The 3588-nt window shown below is 70.9% G+C and carries 5 protein-coding genes; 1 reads left to right on the top strand and 4 read right to left on the bottom strand.

From position 1 onward, the window contains the following. From ACH107_RS31040 to ACH107_RS31030, 3 genes are all read right to left on the bottom strand, one after another. Window positions 1-202, bottom strand: a 202-nt coding sequence (locus tag ACH107_RS31040) for a thiol-disulfide oxidoreductase DCC family protein (RefSeq protein ID WP_412509530.1), incomplete at its 3' end; no start/stop codon positions are given. Further along, a complete protein-coding gene (locus ACH107_RS31035) occupies window positions 199-744 on the bottom strand; it encodes a response regulator transcription factor (RefSeq protein WP_412509529.1) in 546 nt (181 codons plus the stop codon). The genes ACH107_RS31040 and ACH107_RS31035, both read right to left, overlap by 4 nt. A gap of 82 nt (window positions 745-826) precedes the next feature. Next, entirely contained in the window at window positions 827-1300 is a 474-nt protein-coding gene (locus ACH107_RS31030) for a hypothetical protein (RefSeq protein ID WP_412509528.1), read from the bottom strand. Window positions 1301-1496: 196 nt separating this feature from the next. Between ACH107_RS31030 and ACH107_RS31025 the strand changes: the two genes are divergently transcribed. After that, complete coding sequence (locus tag ACH107_RS31025; RefSeq protein ID WP_412509527.1) at window positions 1497-2405, top strand: pirin family protein; 909 nt, start codon at window positions 1497-1499, stop codon at window positions 2403-2405. Between the two features lie 309 nt (window positions 2406-2714). Here the strand turns inward: ACH107_RS31025 and ACH107_RS31020 are convergent, their stop codons facing one another. After that, on the bottom strand, window positions 2715-3302 hold the full coding sequence (locus tag ACH107_RS31020) for a TetR/AcrR family transcriptional regulator (protein ID WP_412509526.1): 588 nt from the start codon (window positions 3300-3302) through the stop codon (window positions 2715-2717). Between the last annotated feature and the right edge of the window lie 286 nt (window positions 3303-3588).

Raw genomic sequence — 3588 nt, 5'->3', positions numbered from 1 at the left:
GCAGCCTGACATGGAACCGCGCCAGTGCCGCCTCGCGCGTCAGCTCCGGCCCCGGGTCGCCGCCCGGCGCGGCCAGGTCGACGAAGTGGATCGCCTCGGCGCCGTCCTGCGCGGCGTAGTGGCCGATCTCGGCCCGGCAGAGCGGACAGCCGCCGTCATAGTAGACGGTCAGGGGCGCGGCGTCGTCGGCCTGCCCCGTCATGACCGGGCACTCCGGCCGCGCCTGAGGATGCGCTGCAACGTCCGGCGGTGCATGTTGAGCAACCGTGCCGTCTTGGTGATGTTGGCGTCGGTGCGGTGCAGGAACCGCTCGATATGGGCGCGCTGCGCTTCGGCCGGCGGGATGGGCTTGACCGGGGCGGGCGGGTGCAGCCCCTCGGTATGCATCAGCGCGTCGGTGATCTCGTCGGCGGTGGCCGGTTTGGCGAGGTAATCCACCGCGCCCAGCTTGACCGCGGCCACCGCCGTCGCGGTGTTGCCGTACCCTGTCAGCACGATCGCACGGGCGCCGCTGTGATCGCGCTTGAGCGCGTCGATGACCTCGAGCCCGGAGCCGTCGTGCAGGTGCAGGTCCACCACCGCGTAGCCCGGCGGATCCGCCGCCATGGCGGCGCGCGCCTCGTCAAGGGTCGCCGCGCTGATGCAGCGGAAACCGCGTTTGCGCATCGCCGTTTCCAGCCGGGTGCGCAGCGCGTCGTCGTCCTCGACGATCAAAAGCGGTTTGTCTGTCGTCACATAGGTCATGCTTACCTCCTAATTGAGATACGCGGCAACGCGGCGACTGGACCTGCCTTGCGTCAACTTGCCCCGGTCGGGGCGGCGCGGGTCAGCGCGTGGCGATCATGGTGGCGATGATATCGGCCATCACGCGGGTCTGGCTGCCGGGGGTCATGCCGCCGATGCCCACGCGCCGCCCGATCCGCCACCACAGCCCCGGCTGCCAGCGTCTGGGACGCGCCGCGCTCAGCCGCAGGAGGAATCCGTTGGACGGCTTGAAGGCAAAGACACCGCGCTCGACCGCCTCGATCTCGGCCGTGAGGGCGATCAGCGTGCCGTCGCTGCTGCGCAGTTCGTTTTCGGTGAGTTCGATCCGGTGCGCGGTGGCCCGGTACATCGCGTGCCCCAGCCAGAGCGTGCCAAGCCCCCCCAGCACCAGCGCCACCGGCCAGCCCGGATGCGAAAAACTGCGCGTGAGCCCCATGTAGAGCAGCAGCGCGCCCAGCACGGCCATCGCCGCCACCCCGAAAAGGCGCCGGCCGGGCGATGCCCGGACAACGGCCAGAACCTCGGATTCCGTCATGCGCGCCTCCCTCGCGGTGGTTTCGGCCCGCCATACCCCGAACCGCCGCCGGGGGCGAGGGCAAAGACGCCGTGGGGCGGGGAATGCGCCGCGCGGACGGCGGCGGCGCGCACAGGGCCTGTGGCCCGGCGCACCTCGCCGCCCGTGGCGGGCGGGGCCCGGCGGGCCTATCCTGAAGGTTGAAAGGAGAGTGCCCATGTCCCTCAGGCCAGTTCTCGAAACCCGCCAAGCCCGCCCCACCATGGAGGGGGCCGGCGTTCACCTGCATCGTGCCTTCGGGTTCGATGACCCGTCGGAGCTCGATCCGTTCCTGCTGTTCGACGATTTCCGCAACGACGACCCGGCCCGGTATGCGCAGGGGTTTCCGTGGCACCCCCACCGCGGGATCGAGACGATCACCTACGTGCTGTCGGGCAGCGTGGACCATGCCGACAGCCTCGGCAATGCCGGCCGGCTGGGCGCGGGCGACGTGCAATGGATGACCGCCGGGTCGGGTATCCTGCACCAGGAGATGCCGCAGGGAAATGCCACCGGGCAGATGCACGGGTTCCAGCTGTGGGCGAACCTGCCGTCGACGCTCAAGATGACGGCCCCGCGCTACCAGGACGTGCCGGGCGCGGAGATCCCCACGGTGATCGACGATGACGGCACCGCGGTGCGCGTGATCGTCGGGACCTTCCGGGGCCGGACAGGCCCGGTGGACGGGATCGCGGCCGAGCCGCAGTACCTCGACGTGAGCGTCCCGGCCGACGTGACGACGACACTGCCCGTCGATACCTACCGCCGCAGCTTCGCCTACGTGTTCGAAGGCGCCGGCGCGTTCGCGGACGCCGCCGCCCCGACAGGCGTGCTGCTGGAAAAGGAGGTCGCCGGGCAGGAGGTGGCGATCCGCGACATGTCGGGGGACCGCACGCTGGTGCGGTTCGGCACCGGCGACGCGGTGACGGTCCGCGCCGGGCCGCAGGGCGTGCGCTTCCTGCTGGTGTCGGGCGCGCCGATCGCCGAACCCGTGGCGTGGCACGGGCCGATCGTGATGAACACGCACGACGAGTTGCGCCAGGCCGTGTCGGAGCTGCGAAACGGCACCTTCATCCGCAACGGCTGAGGGCCGCCGGCGCGTTTTCCGCACGGAAAACGGCCCGGAAAATACGTTATTTTCCGGGGTGCCGGGGCTGCCACCGATGCGCGTCGTGGCCCGGGCCGGGGGGCCGGCCGACGCGCGACGTTTCCGCAAGGGGAAGGATCAGGCCGTGGCTCTCTGGTTGCCGGGTCGGGTCCCCGCCGCGGTTCCGCGCGCGCCGACGGCAGGGTCCTTGCGCGGGGACACGGGCGACGCCAGCCGGGCATCCGAGTGCCTGCCCGGCCCGGCTGCGCGCTCACCCGTGTCGGGAGGGGAAACCGGACGCCGGCTCCGTCAGGTCGCCACCGATTTGCGCACCATGGCCCAGTAGACTTCCTCGACCTCGGGCAGCGACAGCCGGCCGCCGGCGCGGAACCACGTGTTCACCCCTGTCAGCATCGCGATCAGCGCCATGGCGGCGATACGCGGCTCCTCGACGTCGAACTCGCCCCGCGCGGTGCCGCGCCGCAGGATGTCGGCAAGGCAGGTCTCGTAGGCGCGGCGCAGGCCCTCGATCACCTCGAAATTCTCGGGGGTGAGGTTGCGCAATTCCATGTAGGCGATGAACACCTCGTCCGGCCGTTCGGCATGGAAGCGCAGGTGAAAGCGCGTGAACCGCTCCAGCGCGGCGGGCGGGGCATCCGGCAGGTCCGCCGCCCGCCATTCGGACAGCAATTCCTCGAGATGCCGGCGCATCAGGTCGAAAAGCAGTGTCTGCTTGTCGGGCGTGTAGTTGTAGAGCGCCCCGGCCTGCACGCCCACCTCGGCCGCGATCTGGCGCATCGACACCGCCGCATAGCCGTGGCGGGCGAACAGGCGCAGCGCCGCCGCGCGCACGCGCGGACCGGTGATGCCGGAATGTGACCCTTGGGTTCTTGCCATGCGCGGACGTTATCTGAACGCGCGTTCATATAAAAGTCCGGCTTGCCCTTCCCTGCCCGTGAGTGGCAAACAGGCCTCGGGCCCGCCCGGCGGGCCTGTTGCCGGGGTACAGACGCGCATGGAACATCGCACCGCCGTTTTACTGGCCGCCGCCGTTCTGGCGCTGGCGGCGTCCTGTGCCCGCTTCCCGGAGCTTGACGAGACCGTGGACGAGGATGCGCGCCGCGCGCCCTACCCCGCGCTGATCCCGCTGGAGGGCCTCGCGGCGCCGGGTGCGGCGCCACGC

This window comes from Roseovarius halophilus (ex Wu et al. 2025) (assembly GCF_047086965.1).
This window is presented reverse-complemented; position numbering and strand designations above follow the sequence as displayed.

Bases quoted from the DNA above. Each gene is read 5' to 3' on its own strand.
- ACH107_RS31035 (WP_412509529.1), bottom strand. From the start codon at position 744: ATGACCTATGTGACGACAGACAAACCGCTTTTGATCGTCGAGGACGAC.
- ACH107_RS31030 (WP_412509528.1), bottom strand. From the start codon at position 1,300: ATGACGGAATCCGAGGTTCTGGCCGTTGTCCGGGCATCGCCCGGCCGG.
- ACH107_RS31025 (WP_412509527.1), top strand. From the start codon at position 1,497: ATGTCCCTCAGGCCAGTTCTCGAAACCCGCCAAGCCCGCCCCACCATG.
- ACH107_RS31020 (WP_412509526.1), bottom strand. From the start codon at position 3,302: ATGGCAAGAACCCAAGGGTCACATTCCGGCATCACCGGTCCGCGCGTG.